Origin of the sequence: Sinomicrobium pectinilyticum (genome assembly GCF_003725735.1) — a bacterium.
GTDB lineage: Bacteria > Bacteroidota > Bacteroidia > Flavobacteriales > Flavobacteriaceae > Sinomicrobium > Sinomicrobium pectinilyticum.
The window spans coordinates 29,799-49,773 of sequence record NZ_RJTM01000072.1; the positions used below are offsets into that span (position 1 = coordinate 29,799).

A 19,975-nucleotide genomic window follows, 5' to 3' on the forward strand; every position below is an offset into this window, starting at 1 on the left:
CTCAGTTTTGTTTATAAGTGTTGTCAAATTTCACTTCGCGGATAATGTTATCTTTGTCCGCATACACTGCCACTGTTTCCGAATAGGAACTGGACCACCGGGTATCCTCTGATTTTTTTTCTGCCACTACCTGGCCCCATCCGTTTGTTACCACATAACCCGGGGTGTACGTTCCTCCTGAATTATAGGAGGCTTTTTCATAAACAGCTATTTTTCCGTCTGCGCCATCGGTAACTACCCGGGTTGGTGGCCCCCAACTGGAGATTAGCTCCGACAATTTTGAGCCAATCCAGGAACTTCTGTTAAACGCTGCCCTCTTTGCTTGAGCATAAGCCTGGTCTTTTTTATATCGTTCTTCAATAGCAAAGCGCAATGCTTCGTCATTTTTTCTGCTTTTTTGTCCGAACACAGATGTGCTCAGAATAGAAAATGCAAGTACTAAAATTGGTTTAAAGATCTTACTGTTCATCTTACATCGTGATATAAATTTTGTATGAGACCGGCTTCCGGATGCTTTCCTTCCCTTGGCATTAATTTCCTGCTTTTAAAAGGTCCGATATATGTGATCTCTATGATTCTTCAAAAGATAAAGGGTTTGATTAACTATAAAAATATAAAAATTCTATTTTGAAAGGTTAAAAACTTTTAAGAATCCGTAAGCCCAATTGCATATTTCACTTGTTTTTTAAACATAACGATTTTTTGCACAACTGAAAAACATGATTTTTTATCGATTTTTCTGCAATCTATACTAATTTCGTATTCTACTTCTGCGTGTAATTGAAGAGACAGATATTTTTTGTACACATGCAGACGGCAGTTGGAATATGGTGCCTGTACAAACACCCGGAGAGATGACCTGAATGGCCGGTTTGCCGGAAGCAGCCCACTCCAGCCGTTTTTTGTCCGGCACCCGAAAAATAAGACGCAGTTAAAGTATACTAAAATAAGTGATTATGAATTTCGGTCCAATAACCTTGTGAGATAAGGTGACTCAGGACCTGCATCGGAAGGCAATCCCTTTGCAGGTGAAAAACCTACCGCGATATGACTAAGCCATGTAAGGTAATGAAATTGTGAACCCTTATAAGCAGTGATCTTACAAGGGTTCATCGCCGTTTCCGGTCTTTCTGGAGTCCTGAGCGGAGTGGAGTCTGGTGATATTTTTTTATTCTGCGCTCAGGTAAATATCATCCGCATACCAGTCATAATCCCTTTCCGTATCCTCCGGTGATGTATTGCCGAAATCTGCATCATCGCTCCGCAGTACCAGGATTTCGGATATCGATGACAGATCGGGGGCATTGAAATCGGCTAAAGGTATTTTTACATCGTGCCATTGTCCATCCCTTGCCATGCCATAGGTTTCATCGGTGGTACCGCTGTTGAGGGTGACCCAGTAATTTGTGTCGTTAGCTTTGATACGGATCCTGATATTTGATGTTGATGTCGTTTTCAGGCTGATATGATAATAGGAATAAGAAGAGGCATCTACATTTTCTTTGGGAAATAACGTGGCCATGGCCCCCCATGTTTGGGGACTGGATGAATTTGCCGGATCAAATTGATAATATAAAGCATGACTGCCATGAGCTGCATTTCCGACCTCGCTGACAATAAAATTAGCATTATTGACCGGTGGTATAACTGCCGGATTGGTTTCCGTGATCTCACGTTCGGTGTAGATGCCTAGTCCCACGATCGGCGGTGTAGTACCCCGAAGAGTGGCATGTATTTTATCCAGGTTGGTACCCCCTCCGGTAAAATATACCCGTAAGGTATTCAAACCTTCTGACAGACCGACTTCGGGAACAGTAATTCCGGTATAGGCAGACCATCCCCCGGTATTGCTGAAATCACCTGTTTCTCCAAGGTCAGAAACCGCACCGGTATTCCGGTCCACCAACTGAAGTTTAATGGAATGCCCTCCGGTATCACTGCCGGACGCTACCGTAAATTCAAAGTCATAATCTCCGGTTTCTGATACGTTCACGGTATAGTTTACCCATTCTCCTTCATTGGTATAGCCAATGTTGGTTACTGTTTCACCGACCTCGACATCCACTCCTTTATCATCCCGGTATATAGAACTGCCGTTGATGACTGCCAGATTTTCTTCCTCGGTATCATGATAGCCTACACCCTGGCCCCCCAAATCGAAATTTTCTGCTTCGATGATCCCTTCTATTTCGACAGGAGTACCTCCGAAAGGCAGGGGATGGGCAATACCCCGTACCGTAATGGTAAAGGTCCGGGTATCGATAGTATTATCGATGTATTTTACGATGAGTTGAGCTTCAAATGTTCCCGGTGTAGCATAGGTTACGGAGACTTCCGGATTGATGGATGTAGCGGGCGAACCACCCTGGAAAGTCCAGTTGGTAGTCAGGGCTTTGGTGGAGGTACTCGTAAAACGGACAGACTCCCCAAACTCTATATCGGATTCCGATGCTTCCGCAATGGTTTCTCCTTTGTCAAACAGGGCAACCTCCCGGATATCATCTTCACAGGAAAAGGCCAGAAAAAGGCAGACCAGGATCAGGTACCGGTTTTTCAGAAGTATGTACTTTTTCATAATTACAATGAGCTATGGTTAGTTTTGTATAGTTAATGTCCCCGGAATGGATAGTCCCGAAGGAGTTATGATGATGGCAAATATTGGGATTTTATAAAACAAAAAGGAGCCTGATCGTTTTTCTTTAGGGGTAAAAATGTATTTTTTTTCCGTATCCGGGCTGTAAATAGGCAAGAGACAGGTGTAATATAAAAAATCTTGTTTTGGCGCTATTGTTCATCAGCCATTCAGGTGATTACCATATCCGGCATTTGTAAACAACATGTACGTTTTTACCCCTAAAAAAAGATATATAAGACAAGCGGCAACTGCAAGGAGTGTTACTTTTGCAGGAATACAGGATGTACTGTAGTGTAAATGTAGTGAAGGAAAGGAAAGGAAAGGAAAGGAAAGGAAAGCTTCTCTCTGTTATCCCTATCAATATATGGAGAGACTAAAAAAATCGTATTTTTAGCCAGGTTGGTCTGGAATCAAAGTTCACCTGCGCCAATGATAATTTAATAGTTCTCAAGTTCGGGCACAATATGCTTCGTTTGATTAGAAACATAATATACCTGTTGTTTTTTGCCGGAGGTAACTGTATCCTCCAGGCACAGGACCCCGCTTTACACTTTGAACATATCAGTTACGACGAAGATTTTTCACCCAGTATGATTTCCTGTCTGGCTCAGAGCGATAGGGGATTTGTCTGGATCGGGACCGAAAACGGATTATTCAGGTATGACGGATATCGCTTTTACCGGTATATGAGGGATAAGAGCCAGGGAAGCCTGAGTAACAACCATGTAAATGTGATTTTCGAAGACAGCGAAGGGTTGTTATGGGTAGGTACTAATCACGGAGTTAACCTCTTTAATAAAAACCGGGATAATTTTTCCCCTGTCGATGTCTCTATGACCAAAGGAGGCAGAAACTATATCAGTTCTTTTGTCGAGGATGGCGATCAAAACGTATGGGTGGGGACTTTCGGCGGTGTAAAAAAACTGAATAAAAAAAACAAGTTACTTGACAATATCACCAGCGATTCTAATTTTACACTAAATAAAAGCAGGGTACTCTCCCTGTTTTATGATAAAGATTACGGAATCCTGGCAGGTACGGCACAGGGGCTACAATGTTTTGATCCGGCAACTTCAGAACTACGGGAGCTTCCGGAAATTTTACGTGAGAACAAAAAGTTTTTAAAAGCCAAGATTTGGAAGATCATAAAGGAACCCGATGGCGATCTGTGGTTCGGGACGGAAACAATGGGGACATTTTTATATTCTCCGGAGAAAAAGACTCTCGTTCAATTCATGCATCAATATGATGACAGCACTTCTATTTCTTCCAACTGGATCAATGATATCATTGCGATTGATGACAATATCTTATGGTTTGCAACAAAGGACGGACTTAGTGTTTACGATCAGGCCAAAGCGGCTTTTACACAGTATAAACATCATCCGCTCAACAATTCCAGCCTTACTGATAATGATATCCGGTGTTTTCTGAAGGACAGGCACGGCTGTATCTGGGCCGGTACCGTGGCCGGCGGGATCAATTTCTACAATAAAGCCAATTCGAACTTCATCAATGTTGGTGAGACCATTGGACAGGGTTTCGGTTTGAACAACTCCATCGTGCGTGCCCTGGCCAGGGAAAATGACCATGCACTGTGGGTGGGGACCTATGGCGGAGGATTGACATATATCGATTTTAACCGGCGCAGTTCTGTCTCCTATATGATTGAAGATAAGGTTGATAAAAAAAACAAAAATGTAATCACAGCCCTGGAGCAGAAGAACAGGCACCAGCTGGTATGTGGTACCTTTAACGGTTTATATACTTTCGATAAGAGAAACAAACAATTTACACCGGTTCCTCTTTCAGCGCATGGGGGTGTGGAAGACGAACGTCCTATTACGTCCTTACTGGCAGATAATGGTGATATCTGGGTGGGTACCGATGGGAATGGCCTGAAACGGGTATTGAAAGATGGTGGTGTGGAGCACTATCTTCACGAAAGATCTCCGAATTCGCTTTCCGATAATTTTATCATGGACCTGGAAAACAGCAAGAAAGGAATCTGGATATCCACCCAGAACGGTCTGAACTATTTTGATAAGTCCCTTAAAAAAGTGACCAGGATATACAGAACGGGAGGCGGACCATTGTCTATAGGCAATAACAGTTTAACCGTTTTATTCACCGATTCGAAAGAAAGGCTATGGATAGGGGGGGATTATGACGGACTTTTCTGTTTTGACCGTGCCTCGGAAACATTTTCAAGGCTTAATAAAGAGAAAGGGTTTACCAATGCAGCCATTAAGAGTATTACCGAAGACACTGGGGGAAATATCTGGGTCAGTTCCGAAGATTTCCTGTTTAAGATCAGCGTAAAGGATTCATCTACGGCCTTAAAAGAAACTGACTTTAAGATTGCCAAATATGCTGATAAGGACGGGGTTTCCGTAAAGCAGTTTTCCTATAATACCGGTCTCGCACTCAATGAAAAGCAACTGGTTTTCGGTTCCACCCGGGGACTGACTGTTTTTGAACCCGATAAGCTGTACAAAACTCCTAATGATAGTGAAATAGTATTTACAACGCTTATCATTAATAATGAGACCATAGAGCCTGGTCCCGGAAATGCCATACTGAAAAAGACAATTTCGGAAACTTCGGAAATTACGATCAATTACGACCAGGGCTATGTGGGGTTGGAATTCAGCAGCCTTAATTTTATTAATCCCGGAAAAAGCAGGTATGCCTATAAACTGGACGATGATTTGCGAAAAGACGAATGGCACGATACCGGAACACAGAACAGGATCAATTTATCCAATTTGAATCCCGGCAATTATTTGCTATCCATAAAGTCTACTAATGAGGATAACAATTGGAACCCCAGGATAAAGACATTGCAGATCCATGTGCTACCGCCCTGGTGGAAAACCTGGTGGGCCTATCTTGTTTATTTTTTGCTGCTGCTGTCCTGCGGTTTTACTATCTTCAGGTTTGTGAGCAATAGGGTAAAACTAAAAAGAAAGTTGTTCCTGGAGCATGTAGAAAGCGAGCGGAAGCAGGAAATGCTCAATATGCAGCTTAATTTCTTTACGAATATTTCTCATGAGATACGAACTCCCCTAACCCTTATCAAAGGCCCGATAGAAGAACTGCTGTCCGTTTCCGGAAAGGACCCTAAAACAGAAAGTAAGTTAAAAACAATTCAACAGAATTCAGACAGGCTATTGAAACTTGTCAATGAACTGCTGGATTTCAGGAAATCCGAAAAAGGACTCATGCGCATTCATTGCAGAAAACAGGATATTGTGTCCTTTTGTTTTGAGATTTACGAATCTTTTAAAGAACTGGCAGCCAAAAAGAACATAGAATATAAATTTGTGTTGAATTCCAGTTCCGTACAGGTGTATTTTGACAGGGACCAGCTGGAAAAGGTTATTTTTAACCTGCTTTCCAATGCTTTTAAATTTACCGGGAAGAATGGAAAAATAGTATTCGCTGTGGAGCAACCCGCGCAGGACGGGAAAAAGGTTCTCATTAAGATAAAAGATAACGGTATAGGAATCCCGGAGAATAGCAAAGACACTATTTTTAATCGTTTTTTCCAGGTAGATAACAGGGGAATCCACAATATGGGAAGTGGTGTTGGCCTGGCACTTTCCAAAACCATAGTGGAACTTCATAAAGGCGAGATCACCGTGCCCGAAGAGAAAGAAAGCTGGGCCAATACCGTCTTTCAGATCGCTTTACTGCTAGGCAAGGACCACCTGAATGCCGACCAGGTCAGTGAAAGTGAAACCGATGTATATCACACTGTTATAGATGCAGAGAATATTCCTTCGAAAATACCGGGATCGTTTGAAGATGATGTGGATGAGGAATTTACTTTTAACGATTTCGATCCCGGCAAAAAAACAATTTTTGCGGTAGAAGATAATGATCAGGTAAGGAGATTTATAACCAATATTTTATATGAAAAGTATAATGTAATGGATTTCTCAAATGCCGGAGATGCCATTTCATATATGGAGAAGGAAATTCCCGATCTGATTATTAGCGACATCATGATGCCGGAAATGGATGGTTTGCAGTTTTGTAAGCATGTGAAGACCAATGAGAGTACCAATCATATTCCCGTAATATTGTTGACAGCCAAAGCCTCGCTGGACAATAAGATTGAGGGACTGTCTACCGGGGCGGATGCTTATATTTCAAAACCTTTCAGCACAAAGATCCTGATGTTGAGTGTTCAGAACCTGCTCAAGTCCAAAGAGGTTTTCCGCCAGAAGTACAGCGGTAATTTTATTTTCGATTCAGATCTGGATACACTGACGACTCCCGAAGAGTTATTTCTCAAAAAGCTCATGAAAATCATCGCGGAGAATATAGAGAATCCCGATTTTGATGTAAGTATGCTTGTGGACAAAATCGGGATGAGCAGGACCGTACTTTACAAAAAAGTCAATACCCTTACCGATCATTCCGTGGCCAGCTTAATCAAACAGGCACGTTTGAAAAAGGCGGCGGACATTATTTCAAAAACAACATTTCCCATTTCTGAAGTGGCATTTATGGTGGGCTTCAATGACAGGAAGCACTTTAGCCGGGAGTTTAAAAAAGTGTATAAGGTTTCTCCTACTGCTTATAAAGATTCCGGATACACTACAGAATAGCTGTTACCGGGCAATACGGTTTTAAACATCCTTTGAAAGGCTTTATCGCTAAAAAGGATGTTTTTTGTTTTTACTAATGTATTGAAAGTTATGGTTTTATATGTATAAACACATTTTTACCCCCACAAACGAATATATAAATCCCCCATGCAAAAACGGAATGGACCATATTTGCGTATCGATTAATCAACTTTACTGAATAATGAAAAACCAAAACCAGAAAAATGTTCTTTTACAGTTTGCAGCTTATCTGCATTGGGGTCTCATCGTTTATGTCTGCCTCATATGTACGAATACTTACGCCCAGGGGAATACAATCACCGGTACGGTGGTAGATGATACCGGTTTGCCGCTTGGAGGTGTCAATATTCTGATCGAAGGTACGACAATAGGTACACAAACGGATTTTGACGGGAATTATGCCATTAGCGTATCGTCGGGTCAGAAACTCATATTTTCTTTTGTAGGGATGAAACCCGTTTCCGTAACCGTGGAAAACCAGGACATCATCAATGTGACACTGGAAAGTGATTCTCTGCTGGACAATGTAGTCGTCATCGGGTATGGGACCAAAAAGAAAAGCGATGTGATAAGTTCCGTAGCCAGGGTGGAGACCGAAGACCTGGTTAAAGTCGCTACTTCGGATATCGGGGAAATGCTGCGCGGAAAAGCGGCAGGGGTACAGGTAACCCTGGCCAGTGGTGCCCCCGGAGGGTCATCTACCATTCGTATAAGAGGGCAACGTTCCATCACCGGAGGTAATGACCCTATTATTATTGCGGATGGTGTAAGAATAGGAAGTATTAACGATATTAATGCCAATGACATCGAATCGCTGGAAGTTCTCAAAGATGCTGCAGCCCAGGCTATTTACGGAGCGAGGGCCTCAAACGGGGTGATTCTCATCACAACCAAGAGAGGGAAGGAGGGTAGAATGAGCGTATCCTACAATGGCTTTTCCGGCCTTCAGACCATCAACAGGAACTTTGATATCTACAGCGGTGAAGAATTTGCCCGGTTAAAACGGGAAGCATTCCGGACGAACAACGGGGGTGTCTACCGGCCGGATGCGGATATATTTTCTACCCTGGAGCTGGAGAGTGTAGAAAGCGGGAACTATATCAATTGGGAGGATTTGATACTTCGTACGGGACAGACCCAGAACCACGCCCTGAGTATTTCTTCCGGTACGGAGAAATTCAGTATTTTCAGTAGTGTTAACTATATTAATACCAAAGGTGTTATACCCAATTCCGATTACCATAAAGTAGGATTGCGGCTGAACGCCGACCAGAAAATCCGGGACTGGTTGAAAATCGGGTTGAACACTTCCTTTCAGTTTTCCGGGACCAATAATCCGAATAACGGCGGGGTATTACTCAATGCCATTACTACGGCACCCCTGGGGCGGGTGTATAATGACGACGGTACCCTACGCTGGTTACCCGGCGGATTTGAAGAAAATAAAAACCCGCTGATCGATCTGGAGGAAACAACCAATCAGGTCAGGAACAGGAACGATATCTTAAATGTTTTCGTGGATGTCATGCCTTTCGAGGGGTTCAAGTACAGGTTAAATGCCAGCAGGCGATCCTGGAATTACAAGAGATATTCATACAATACCTCAAGGTCACTGGCCGGGATAGCTAAAAACGGGCAGGGAAGTGGCGCCATCCAGTTTCAGGATAATGTAGAATGGCAGATCGAAAATATTCTGACCTATGATTTCAATATAAAAGAAGTAAACCATTTTGCCATTACCGCAGTACAGAGTGTTTCCGAAACGGAATATAATAATTTTGTTAACGAGGCAGACAGGATTCCCAATGATATTCTTGGCATTAAAGGTCTGGAAGGTGCATTTTTAAACACACCCTCCATTTCCGGGAATAAGAGGGGTATCGTCTCTGCGGTGGGCAGGATCGAATATGATTACGATAATAAATATTATTTTACAGTTTCCGGAAGGGCAGATGGTTCTACCGTGTTCGGAAAGAACAACAAATGGGCATTTTTCCCTGCGACCAATCTGGGATGGAATGTACACCGGGAAGATTTCATGAAGAATATCAGTGAGATCAACAATTTGAAATTGCGGTTCAGCTATGGAAGTGTGGGGAATGAGGGGATCAGCCCGGGGCAGAGCCAGAGTACTGCAGACCAGAGAGGTTACGTTATAGACGGAAACCGCGTTTCCGGGTATGTGCCGGGTACTACATTACCCAATCCCGATCTGAAATGGGAAACTTCCACTACTTTTAATGCGGCCATAGATCTGGGGCTTTTCAATAACCAGATTACTTCAACAGTAGAATATTACAATACACGGACAAAAGACCTGCTGGTGGCAGAAGCACTGGATCCTTCTTCCGGCTATACCTCAAAGCTGACCAACATAGGGGAAATAGAGAATGCGGGAATAGAGGTTACACTTAATGCGGATATTATAAGGAAAGAAGATTTTAAGGTAACACTGGGAGCTTCTTTTACAAAAAATAAAAATAAAATAATCAGTCTTTACGGAGAAGATGCCGACGGTGACGGGAGAGAAGATGATGATGTACTGAACCGAAGGTTTATCGGGTATCCCATCGGTGTTTTCTACCAGTATAAACCCGTGGGAATATTCCAGGAAGGAGAGAATATTGCGGGTTCGGCTCAGCCCCTGGCCCTTCCGGGCGATATCAAACTGCAGGATACGAACGGAGACGGGGCTATCAACGACCAGGACCGTGTCATTACTTCACAGGCCCCGGATTGGTTCGGAACACTTTCCCTCGGTGCCGAATATAAAGGTTTTGATATGTCTGCCGATATATACACGGTGCAGGGAGTTACAAGAAATAACCCGTTCCTGTACGGCTACCAGGAAGGAGGGTCCCTGAGAGGGATCAAAAACGGGATCAGGCAAAATTACTGGACCCCGGAAAATCCCGGAGGGGATTTCCCGAGGCCCAGGGAAGGAAACGATCCTGCCAACATCTATTTCCTTGGATTACAGGATGCGTCCTATGTAAGGCTACAGAATATTACTTTGGGATATACTTTACCGGAGGAGGTACTGACCCGGTTCGGGCTGAGCAATCTTAGGGTGTATACCACAGGAAGTAATCTGGTAACGATCACGGATTTTCAATCTTTCAGTCCGGAAAGAACCCCCAACGAATACCCGGAGCCGGTGACGGTAGTAGTCGGACTTCAGTTCGGGTTTTGATACTAACCATAAAAAACAGACAGATGAAAAAAATTAAATATATATTCTTTTCTTCCCTTTTAGCGGCATTTTCATTGGTATCATGCGAATCATTCCTTGAGGAAGAAATAACAGATGAAGTTTCCGTAGATTTCATTTACAATTCACCCGAAGGACTCGAAGTGGGGGTAAATGCGCTTTATAACAGGATGCGGGTATACAATGCTCCTTCCAGGGATAACAATAATCTGAAATCCAATGTGTTTTTCCTGGCCGCGACAGACCTTGGTCTGCACAGGACCTGGTTCACCCCGTACGGCCCTACCACACATACCCCTATGGTATTCCCGGCAGATAAATGGAATAATGCTTACCGTATTATAGACAGGGCCTCGGCCATTATTACCAGTGCCGGGAATATTGAAATGGAAGAGACCGCCAAAAATAAATTGGTGGCACAGGCCAGGGTGATCCGGGGCGAATTGTACCTTGACCTGATCAGGATGTACGGAAACATTCTTCTGGACACCATCCCCACAACTCCCCAGAATATTGACGATCCCGTGGTCTATGAAGCAGCCACGGAGGAGGCTGTTTTCGGGGTGATAAACGAGGATCTCGATTTTGCCGTCCGTTATCTGGACTGGCAGGTCCCGAACGGACGTTACGGGCAGGGTGTGGCCAGGCATTTACGGGGAAAAGCTGCAATGTGGACCGGCGACTGGGAAGAGGCGGCAGGACAATTTGATACTATTATAAACAACGGAACGCACCAGCTTGTGGGCATAAACCAGGTTTTTGGTGCCGATGTAAATCATCATGAGGCCCTGTTTGTCTACCAGAAAGACCAGATGCTGGGTGATGAAGACGATCTGGCAGGAGGCGGGGGGTCCTGGCTGGGAAGTGTGTTTAATCAGAGGTTGTATGAAAAACAGTCCGGGGAAGTTAACGGACAACCAGAAGTGATTATTGACGCTGACTATGGCGGGCAATCCCTGGGATGGTTTTTTCCAAACTCCTATCTGAACGGGCTGTACGACAAGGAAAACGATCTCAGGTTTTCCACATATTACTGGCCCGAAGACTACAGGGAATATACCGTAAATAATCCGGAGCATCCGAATTTCGGACAACCTATTACCGAGCCGGAGGATAATTACAGGAGATTTCACTGGAGCCTGAAAAAATATGCCGATTTTGAGACCAAATTACCCAACACCAACGAGAGTTATAAGAACTATATGTATTACAGGTTTGCCGAGACCTTATTACTGGCCTCAGAAGCATACCATAACCTGGGTGAAGACGGTATTGCCCTGGAATATATGAACAAGGTAAGGCGCAGAGGATATGGTCTCGATCCCGATACTGTTGCTCCGGCTGTGGATTTTACCTCGTGGACACTGGAAGACTACCTGGAGGAATCGGCCCGGGAACTCGCTTTTGAAAATAACCGTTGGTTCCTGCTAAAACGGCTCGGTATCCTGGGAGAACGGGTTTCACTGTACTACAGGAACGGCGATAATTCAACCGCAGAAGCCAATGACGCAAATAACAGCGAGACTCCCTGGCAACCGCATTTTGTCAATTGCCCCATACCACAAAGTCAGATAGACATCATGGGAAGCAGTGCATCCCAGTTCAATACCGGTTATTAACCGCGGATGGAATTTAATGATTTTTAATACAACCCATAAATTTTAGAATTTAAAAGTACATCTTATGTTGAGAATAATAATTTTAGCCCTTATCGCCTTTACCGCATTTTATGGCCAGGGGTATGGTCAGGAGACGATTCATAATGTATATGGCAGGACTTTTCTGAGCCTTAATGGCCCGTGGAATTATATTATGGACCCTTACCAGATGGGATACCTGGATTACAGGCAAAAGCCCTTTGACCAGAGCAAATCGGGAAAAGGAGGTTTTTATGATAATCTGACCGATGTGGACAAAAGTATGAAAGTAGAATACGATTTTACGTACGCTCCTGCCTTAGAGGTTCCGGGAGACTGGAATTCACAGGAGGAAAAACTTTCGTTTTATGAAGGCACGTTGTGGTATAAAAGGGATTTTGTCATTTCCCCGAAGAACAATAAACGCTACCTGCTTTACTTCGGGGCGGTAAATTATGAGTGTCATGTATATCTCAACGGAAAAAAACTGGGAGTTCACAAGGGTGGTTTTACCCCCTTCCAGTTCGATGTCTCCGGAAAACTCAACGACGGTAATAATTTTGTAGTACTGATGGTGGATAATACCCGGAAAAAGGATGAAATCCCCACGATCAATACCGACTGGTGGAATTACGGAGGGATCACCAGGGATGTTATGCTGGTTGAAACCCCGCCGGTCTATATTGAAGACTACAAGGTACAATTGTCCAAAGACAACAAAGAGTTTATCGAAGGATTTATCCAAATGAAGGGAAACCATAAACCGGAACATGTCGTACTGGAGATTCCGGAACTTGGAATAAAATCATCGTTTACGACAGATAACCGCGGACGGGCAACATTCAGGTTCCGTACGAGGAAAGTGGATTACTGGTCGCCCGAACATCCAAAATTATACGATGTAACCATAACTTCCGGAAGTGATAAAGTCCATGATAAGATAGGTTTCAGGACCATTCGGACAGTAAACAAGGATATCCTGCTCAATGGCGAATCCGTTTTCCTGAAAGGAATTTCCATACATGATGAAAATCCGATCCTTGGCGGAAGATTGCGGTCCGAAGGTGATATGAGGATGATGCTCAACTGGGCCAAGGAACTCGGATGTAACTATATCCGTCTGGCACATTATACCCACAATGAAACCATACTTCGCCTGGCCGATGAGATCGGTTTGCTGGTCTGGGCGGAGATCCCGGTATACTGGACGATATCCTGGACTAACCCTCATACCTATGCCAATGCCGAAAATCAGCTTGCCGTAGGTATAGACAGAGATAAGAACAGGGCCAGTATCATCATCTGGTCCGTAGGGAATGAAACCCCGGTTACCGAGGAGCGGAATATCTTTATGGGCCGTCTCGTCGACAAGGCGAAAAGTCTTGATGATACCCGATTGGTGGCTGCGGCACTGGAAGTAGAGCGGGAAGGATATACGATTAAGGTAGAAGATCCTCTCGGCGATAAACTGGACCTGGCAAGCTTTAACGAATATGGAGGCTGGTATTGGTCTGCCCCCAAGGAATTACCGAAGTACTCCTTTGATATCAGGTTTAATAAACCGGTGGTAATCTCGGAATTCGGGGCCGGAGCACTGGCCGGGTTTCACGGCGACGAGGATACGGTCTGGAGTGAAGAACACCAGGAACTGGTTTATATCAACCAGATTAAAATGCTCGAAAAAATGGACGCCCTTCGTGGCATGACCCCCTGGATACTTGTCGATTTCAAGTCCCCGCGACGGCAACATCCCGTTTATCAGAATTTCTGGAACAGAAAAGGACTGATATCCAATACAGGGAAGAAGAAAAAGGCATTTTACGTACTGCAGGATTATTATAAAACCAAAACAATGGGAAAAACTAATTAATCTTCTTGAACATTCTTAAAAAATACACCATGAAATATAAATTCAGACTTTTCGCATTAGTAGTCCTCCTGACGTCCTGTTCCTGCTCTCAGGATGAAAGGATAGTCTTTGTAGACGGGGAGCAGCCCCTCGAGCAACCTGTCGATTCGGCATTTCCCACCGCACAGGAGATTATCCTGGACATGAAAGCCGGGTTTAATCTGGGCAATACGTTTGATAACGGAATTAATGCAACTTCATTTTCGGGAATAAAACCTATTGTGGACCTCTACACGAATGCAGGGATGAAGCATATGCGGATTCCTACCACCTGGATGGACCGTTTTGAAGATCACCTGGCGGACAGTGAAGGGAATATAAATATAAACCACCCGAGATTTCTCGAACTTGTTCAGGTAATCGACTATGCGATTGAACGAGATATATATGTGATTCTGAATACACATCACGAACATTGGCTCAAGGATCATTACGACGGATCTGCCGGGTTTGATAATAAATTCCGGAACTTGTGGAGCGGGATCGCGACCTACTTCAGGGAATACCCGGTAAACCTCGTTTTTGAGGTCCTCAATGAACCCGAGGGGAATCTGGGAGAAAACGATGGTTCGGGCCCTTTTCCCGATCCCACCGATCCTACTGCACTCGAATATACGAGAAAAATAAATAAAATAGGTTATGACGCTATCAGGGCCACCGGAGGAAATAACACCACCCGTATTATCATGGTGGGGACCAACGGGCAGGGAAATGCGTTATATATCGATGAAGTTTATCCGAACAAGTCCAGTCTTCCGGGGGAAGGGGCAGACCCGTACCTGGCTATTCAGGTCCATAGTTATTCGCCCTGGTCTTTTTGCGGGGAAACAGGGAGCAATGCGGCATTTCCCGGAAGTTCTTTCTTTGAAACAGGAATTCAGGAGGTCAGCGTGCATTCCACCTTATTGGGTGTTCCGGTGAATTACGGTGAGTTCGGGGTAGGGAGAAGCAGTAATACGGGCGAACGCAATACTGACCTGGTCCGGGGGTATTATAAAACAATGGCCGATGCCATATTGGGGCAATCCATGTCCTACTGCGTATGGGACGACCGTGGATGGTTCGGGTTGGTTAACAATTCCGGTACTGAATTTACCTATGGCATAGTGCCTTTTATGTTACAATAATTTTAGCCGGAACAAATTTTGTCCTGGATTTCCAGGGAGGATTGAGTATCACTGCTCCCGATCCCGATTATCGGGATTATTGCAGTTGCTTTACTTTCTATAAATTTTTTACCACTGATTCACGAATCTCTATATATAATCTATAGTAGTGTAAAAAAATGATTCGTGAATCCGTGGCAAACCGACTTTCAGTCTACCACAAACCTATGGACTTCAAGTCTGTGGTGTAGTGGTATAGCGTATCTTTAAGAAGTTTTTGCGGTCACTTCAGTAATTTGTCACTCCCTTACAATTGAGTTTGGAAAGGATATACCCTTCGTTGATATCATAGGTAATACAGGACAATACAGAGTTCTCCTGGCGGATTTTCCGATAATTTTTTAGCGGCAGGCCTATCAGGTGAGCTATGAGAAAACGGTTTACGGCATTGTGGGCAACGACCAGGACATTCCCTTCCGGATGATGGGTATGCAGTTCTTCCATAAAGGAGGAGAGCCGTTGTATAAGTCCCGATGCCGTTTCACCTGTTCCCCCGGCGGGATGGTTTTCCGGAGCGGTATTCCAGTTATGCCACAAGTCAGGGGCTTCGGCGATAAATTCGCTCCGGGTCTTTCCTTCCCAACGGCCGAAATCCAGTTCTGTTAGCCTTTCGTCTACAAGTATTTGCTGGTCCGGGGCAGCGGTAACAGCCGTTTTATATGCCCGTTTGAGGGGAGAACAGTAAACCGCCTCAAACCGGATGTTCCGGATGAGGTTGCGCAGGTTTTCGGCTTGCGATATGCCTTTTTCATTGAGTTTCACATCTGTTTTTCCGCAGTATCGGTTGCCGTCGGCATTGAAGGGGGTTTCCCCGTGCCTTGCAAGGTATATATTAAGCATAGTCTTCTTGTTTTATGTATTTTTTTGTTTCCATCAGCCGGAGAAACTGTTCGTATTGCCTCTCATAAGCTTCATTCAGTCCGGTATCGGGAAGAACTTCTTTTTCCATTCGTATCAGTTCTTTCCCCGCTTCCGTAAGCGTCCCGAAAAAAGTTTGTGAAGCGGCCAGGACCGCGGCACCGAAAGCCCCGGATGTGTATTTCATTTTGTATACAGGTAAATTCAGTACACTGCTCCTGATCTTGAGCCATAACGGGCTGTTACTGCCCCCTCCGGCGGTATAGACCGCTTCAATATTCTCTCCGGACAGTTTTTGTGCCAGGGTATAGGCCATTCGTTCTACAAAAGCTACCCCTTCCATATTGGAGGCGTAGAGAATGGCCCTGGAAATATCGTCCGGGCTAAACCCGACAGCCTCGGGGGCTATAAAGGGAAAGCGCTCTCCCTTTTGTACCAGGGGAAAACTCATTTTGCCTGTAGGAATATTGTCTGCAGCCTCTCTTTCCACAAGGTCCAGCCCCTTCCCGAAATCGCGGCTCACCCAGTCGGCACCGATATTCCCGGCACCGCCGGGCATCCAGTAGCCCTGCGGATGCTTATGACTGTAAAATCTTCCGACCGGATCGATCATCTGCTTTTGGGTAACGCCCTTGATCACAAGCGTGGTGCCGATGGTGGTATTCCACGTCCCCGGGTAGATGGCTCCGGAAGCGATCTGGGAAGCACAGCCGTCAGTAATCCCCGTCGTTACTTTCGGGCGGTTCTTAAAACCGAGGGCTTGTGCGGTTTCCGGGCTCATGGTGCCGATAACCGTACCTGACGGAAGCACTTCCGGCATCCATGCCCCGGAAAGCCCGAGTTCCGAAAACAGGTATTCCGGCCAAATCTCGTTTGCAGTGTCGTATCCCGATTTCAGGGCATTGGTATGGTCCGTTACCCCCCAGACGCCAGATAATTTACCCGTGATATAGTCAGCAGCATGAACCCACCGGGCTATGCTTTCCGTCTTTCCGGGGTGATTTTCGGCAAACCAGATCATTTTGGACAGCCCGCTCGAAGCGTTAAACCCGGTATAGCCCTTACTGTTTTGCCGGGCAACTTCCATACAGCGTTTTCCCTGTACGGCCGACCTTTTATCACTGTACATCAGTGCCGGGTGCAGGGGCCTGTTCTCCCGATCCAGGGGGATGACCGTTCCCGAGGTAGAGGTAACGGAAATACTTTCTATACTGTTCTTTATATCGTCATTGATGTTCTTTTGTATGAGATAGCGGCAGCAGTCCCACCACATTTCCGGGGATTGTTCCTGCCGGGAATCTTCGGTGAGTTTAAAAATTTCTTCTCCGTTAACCACCTGGTTTCCCGAAATATCGGTTACGGCTATCCGGGCACCCTGGGTGCCGATATCAATTCCTAAAAAATATCGCATGTTTTTTGCTGGTCTTATCTGATAAAAGTTTCTCTGGTTTGTCGCCACGCCTCCGAAACGGATGCGGGTACCTTGTTTTTCGGAAAATATTCGGTAATGGAATCCTCCGGGGGCTGTACCTTCAGTCCGTATGTCTGGTTACAACAATAAGCTGCCCCCGCTATTGTGGCGTGTTCAGAGCCGGTGTGTATCCTTATTTTTTTCTGTAACACATCAGCCAGGATACGGGCAAACGTAGCACTCTGAAATCCGCCGCCACATCCCCAGATATAGTCTTTATCATGGCCGTTTACCGATTGCAGGTAGTTGTAGTTCTCCGCAATGCAGAAAGCCATGTCCCACAGGGTGGCCAGCATAAAATCCGACCGCTTCAGGTGATGGGGAACAGGAGTGATGAACCGGAATCCCCCGGTAGTGATCGCACTTGTTTCGGAAGCAATGAGGGATCCCAGCGAGGCTACACACGACGGATCGTTGTAAGGACTCATCTCTTCTTCGATGCGGGCGTATCCGCAATCGGGATAGAACAGGGATTTTAAGCGCTGGTAGTTAAGGCCCGTGACCCCAGCGTTGGTTTCCAGTACAAAATGATCGGGGTCGGTATGCCTTCCGGTCCAGGTTTTCATTTGCGGATCGAGCGTGTAGGAGGGAAGCAGTTTTACAACGGGGGTCGTGGTCCCCGCCACAACGATCACATCATCGGTCTCGGGCCGGGTGCTGTGAATGGCCAGTTGGGTGTCCGCACCGCCGACGATCACTTCGGTTTCCCCGGAAATACCGAGTTTTTCCGCAATTTCGGGCAAAACGCTGCCGAGCAGGGTCCCCGATTCCCTCAGTGGGGGAAGGATACCGGGGTTGATGTCAAATTCCCTGCATAACCCGGCAGACCATTGCCTGGCCGAAATATCATACAGTAGTGTTTCGGAAGCCTGGGAATGCTCGTATCCCGCGACCCCGCAAAACCGGTATTGCGCCCAGTCGCTGATACTCATACATGTTTCCGTGGCGTTGAACAATTCGGGGCGTTTCTTTTTAATACCATACAGTTTTAATGCTGAAAAAATGGAACCGGGAAACCTTCCGCAAAGACGGTATATCTTTTCGGGGTCGGTGATGACCGATTCCCATTCCCGTCCCCTGTGATCGTGGTTGGGAAGCCCGATAAGGCTACGGCCTTCCCGGTCGGTGAGAACGATACCCTCGCGCTGGCTCGATGCCGTTATGGCCCTGATCTTAATATCTGGAAAGCGGGACAACAGCTTTCCGGCCAATGTCATGATCTGCTCCCACAATTGTTCGGGATCGAAATAAAGGGCTTCGGGATGGGTATCATCCCGGTGATAATGTACTTCGTCGCGTTCTATACCGATTAGTTTCCCGTGGGAATCGATCAGGGCTACCCGTACATTTCCCGTTCCGATATCGGTAACCAGGTAATTGAATGTTTTGTCGGTATTCATCGGTTAAACAGCTTTGGTTTTAGTTTTTTGAAAGGTTTCGAGCAATCTGGCATTCATGATAAACGAATGGTGATCTTCCACTTCATGCGTGGCCCCGGCGATATGTGGGGTGGCAAAAACATTGGGCAGGTGGATGATCCTGTAATCTGTTTCGTCCGGAGGTTCATGGTCGAACACATCCAGGTACGCACCGAGGATGTGCCTGTTTTCCAAAGCTTCCAACAGGGCCTCCCGGTCTACTACGGCTGCCCGTGCCGTATTGACAAAAACGGCATCCTTTTTCATTTTATCGAAGAGACGTTTGTCGATCATGCCTGTGGTCTCGTCATTTACAGGCAAATGTATGGATACAATATCGCTGGTCTCGAACAGGGTTTCGAGGGAGACGCTTTTATACAGCGGGTTATCTGTAGACACATAAGGGTCGTAATACTGGATATGGCATGGAAAAGCGGTGGTCATTCCGGCGATCTTCCGGCCGATGTCGCCGAATCCTACGAGTCCGATAGTCTTATTAGCCATTTCATTACCCTTGAACTGCAGGTAGGACGTATGTGCCCCTTTTTCCCATTCTTCACCTTGCAGCCATGCGACTGCGGGTACCACTTTACGCAGGAGGGTAATGACCCCGGCCAGGAACAACTCGGCCACGGCCTGTGCATTGCGCCCGGGGGTGTGGAACAGGGGGATGTTCTGTTCTTTGGCTTTAGCTACCGCGACATTGGAAGGGGTGCCCCGGCAAACTCCGATGAACCGGAGATTCGGGAAACTTTCGATGACCTTTTCCGAGACCTCGTCGTGTTCGGTGATCAGGGCATCGGCTCCGTGTTCTTTCAGCAGGTCCAGGAGTTCCGTTTCGTTGTAGGCCCTTCCGTGGGGCTTCCAGGGTTTATATACGATCTCCCCGAAGGCATTCCTGAGTTCATTTAAGGCTTTTTCATGATAAGGTGCGGTAATCAATAATTTCATCTGTTTATTTTTTATTTGTTTTTATAGGTCAGATGGAAATCGGAGATTGGCTTCGCCGATTTTTAATTTGGCAAGCAAA

At 45.6% G+C, this 19,975-nt stretch carries 11 protein-coding genes; 5 read left to right on the plus strand and 6 right to left on the minus strand.

Going from position 1 to position 19,975, the window contains the following annotated elements; translation table 11 throughout:
- Position 1: 1 nt before the first annotated feature.
- On the minus strand, positions 2-469 hold the full coding sequence (locus ED312_RS10320) for a hypothetical protein (RefSeq protein ID WP_123215932.1): 468 nt from the start codon (positions 467-469) through the stop codon (positions 2-4).
- Positions 470-1,168: 699 nt separating this feature from the next.
- Positions 1,169-2,575, minus strand: coding sequence for a carbohydrate-binding protein (locus tag ED312_RS10325; RefSeq protein ID WP_123215933.1), 1,407 nt, complete (start codon positions 2,573-2,575; stop codon positions 1,169-1,171).
- Positions 2,576-3,099: 524 nt separating this feature from the next.
- Between ED312_RS10325 and ED312_RS10330 the strand changes: the two genes are divergently transcribed.
- The 5 genes from ED312_RS10330 (at position 3,100) to ED312_RS10350 (ending at position 15,159) form a co-directional block, all read left to right on the plus strand.
- Positions 3,100-7,254, plus strand: coding sequence for a hybrid sensor histidine kinase/response regulator transcription factor (locus ED312_RS10330; RefSeq protein ID WP_123215934.1), 4,155 nt, complete (start codon positions 3,100-3,102; stop codon positions 7,252-7,254).
- Between the two features lie 202 nt (positions 7,255-7,456).
- Positions 7,457-10,468, plus strand: coding sequence for a SusC/RagA family TonB-linked outer membrane protein (locus tag ED312_RS10335; protein ID WP_123215935.1), 3,012 nt, complete (start codon positions 7,457-7,459; stop codon positions 10,466-10,468).
- A 23-nt stretch (positions 10,469-10,491) separates the two neighbouring features.
- The gene (locus tag ED312_RS10340; protein WP_123215936.1) at positions 10,492-12,105 is read left to right on the plus strand and encodes a RagB/SusD family nutrient uptake outer membrane protein; all 1,614 of its coding nucleotides are present in this window, start codon (positions 10,492-10,494) and stop codon (positions 12,103-12,105) included.
- Between the two features lie 64 nt (positions 12,106-12,169).
- Positions 12,170-13,993 (plus strand): glycoside hydrolase family 2 protein, encoded by a 1,824-nt coding sequence (locus tag ED312_RS10345; RefSeq protein ID WP_123215937.1) that lies wholly within the window; start codon positions 12,170-12,172, stop codon positions 13,991-13,993.
- A gap of 29 nt (positions 13,994-14,022) precedes the next feature.
- Positions 14,023-15,159 (plus strand): glycoside hydrolase family 5 protein, encoded by a 1,137-nt coding sequence (locus tag ED312_RS10350; RefSeq protein ID WP_123215938.1) that lies wholly within the window; start codon positions 14,023-14,025, stop codon positions 15,157-15,159.
- A gap of 267 nt (positions 15,160-15,426) precedes the next feature.
- On the opposite strand, the gene ED312_RS10355 is transcribed toward ED312_RS10350, so the two are convergent.
- The 4 genes from ED312_RS10355 to ED312_RS10370 are packed head-to-tail and all read right to left on the minus strand — an operon-like array spanning position 15,427 to position 19,896.
- A complete protein-coding gene (locus ED312_RS10355; protein WP_123215939.1) occupies positions 15,427-16,038 on the minus strand; it encodes a histidine phosphatase family protein in 612 nt (203 codons plus the stop codon).
- Positions 16,031-17,467, minus strand: coding sequence for an FGGY-family carbohydrate kinase (locus ED312_RS10360; protein WP_123215940.1), 1,437 nt, complete (start codon positions 17,465-17,467; stop codon positions 16,031-16,033). Before ED312_RS10360 ends, ED312_RS10355 begins: the two co-directional genes overlap by 8 nt.
- Positions 17,468-17,481: 14 nt before the next feature.
- The gene (locus ED312_RS10365) at positions 17,482-18,927 is read right to left on the minus strand and encodes an FGGY-family carbohydrate kinase (protein WP_123215941.1); all 1,446 of its coding nucleotides are present in this window, start codon (positions 18,925-18,927) and stop codon (positions 17,482-17,484) included.
- 3 nt (positions 18,928-18,930) lie between these two features.
- Positions 18,931-19,896 (minus strand): 2-hydroxyacid dehydrogenase, encoded by a 966-nt coding sequence (locus ED312_RS10370; RefSeq protein WP_123215942.1) that lies wholly within the window; start codon positions 19,894-19,896, stop codon positions 18,931-18,933.
- Positions 19,897-19,975: the final 79 nt, after the last annotated feature.